Annotated in this window: 1 protein-coding gene; it reads right to left on the minus strand. The window is 35.1% G+C overall.

Annotation, left to right across the window (positions count from 1 at the left end; translation table 11 throughout):
* Positions 1–188: 188 nt before the first annotated feature.
* A complete protein-coding gene (locus tag M5121_RS15730) occupies positions 189–1109 on the minus strand; it encodes a LysR family transcriptional regulator (protein ID WP_162620833.1) in 921 nt (306 codons plus the stop codon).
* Positions 1110–1689: the final 580 nt, after the last annotated feature.

The following is a 1689-nucleotide window of genomic DNA, read 5'->3' on the forward strand; positions in this document are numbered from 1 at the left end:
GTTTCTTGCTCATGGTAAACTCCTAATGAGTATGTATAGTTTACCAAGTTAAACCCTCCTGTTTTTTAAGCACACATCACACTTATGGATTGGCATCTTGGTTAATCATTCTATATATGCAAATAAGAGTATATAAGCCGTTCAAACAGAATGTGTATCTCCCTTTACAACCTAGATAACAAAGTTATTCAATCTTCATAATACATCGCACGCTTCTTTGAAAATTTCTCAAGTTGCTTCAGAAAACCTTCAAAGTAATTCTTCTCCTTATCTTCAGTACGGTAGCCTGCATATAATGTGCGTCTCAATCCTTGCGGCGACACACAGTCTAAACGACGACTGACAACCCATCCCTTTTGTTCATATTCATTAACGACCCAATCAGGTAAAGCAGCAATACCACGCCCACTGGCAACCAACTGAATTAACATCTGCGTTAAATCAGTCGTTCGAATATGCTTAGGTTGAATATTTGCTGGAATGAATAAATGCGCCATGATATCTAAACGATGTTTATCAACTGGATAAGTAATCAACGTTTGTTCAGCCAAATCTTCAACTAGGATTATTTCTTTACGCACTAATGGATGTGTCGTTGAGAGTACTAACCGTGACTCGTATTCAAAAATCGGAAAGTATTCAATCCCTTTGAGTGCAATTGGATCAGCAGTGATTAATAAATCAAACTCGGCATTTTGCAATAATTCATGCGGATTAGACTCAAAACCCGCTGCAAAATCTAAATCGACATCTGGATATTGCTGGCGATATTGATTTAATAAAGGCATCAGCCAGTCAAAACAACTATGACATTCAGATGAAAAAATAATTCTCCCCGTTTGTCCATGCACGATACGAGTAATATCCGTTTGTGCTATCTGAACCTGAGGCAACACATCATCTGCTAGTCGAAGCAAACGCTCGCCGACATTGGAAAAACTTACTGGACGACTACGGCGATTAACAACTTCTACACCATACCAATGATCAAGTTCTTTTAATTGATGAGAAATTGCTGAAGGAGTTAGGCATAGATCTGTCGCAGCCGCAACCAATGAACCATGCTCACGTAGTGCAATTAATGTTTTTAAATGACGAAGTTCTAACACAACGATCACCACAATTGAATTTAATTCATCCTATCATGTTATTCATGAGTGTGTCTCACTATGAATTTTATTTTATTATTGTTTAATGAGATGAAATGTACTCACGATTAGAATCACGACTATATCGATTTAGGTAGAAATGCAATTTGGATCAGTACTGCAAGCATTGAAAATATTGTAAACAAAGAACTTGATGAAGCTGCAATTTTCTTCAAAGAAAAAGATATTGAGATTCATCATGCAGTATTAGATATTCAAAAAGATGAAATTCATCATCAAAAGATTGCTTCTGAACATGCAGACTTTGATAATAATTTAGCAAAAATTATCAGTTACTTTGCTCAACAGTGTGCATATTTAGCAAAATTTCTTGCCATTTATCTCAAAATATCTGTTCCAACAAAAAAATAATCCTTGCAACTAATAAAGAATGCATAAAATACCATTTGTCAAATTCACTCAATTATTTAAATGTCTTTGTACACGACAAAAAAGACAACTCATTGAAATAATGGCATAATACTTGTTTTCTGACGACGAATATGATGACACATTTCAATGAGTTACATCTCATCTTAAA

It is taken from the genome of Acinetobacter sp. ANC5681 (assembly GCF_023488045.1).
In the GTDB taxonomy this organism is placed as follows: domain Bacteria; phylum Pseudomonadota; class Gammaproteobacteria; order Pseudomonadales; family Moraxellaceae; genus Acinetobacter.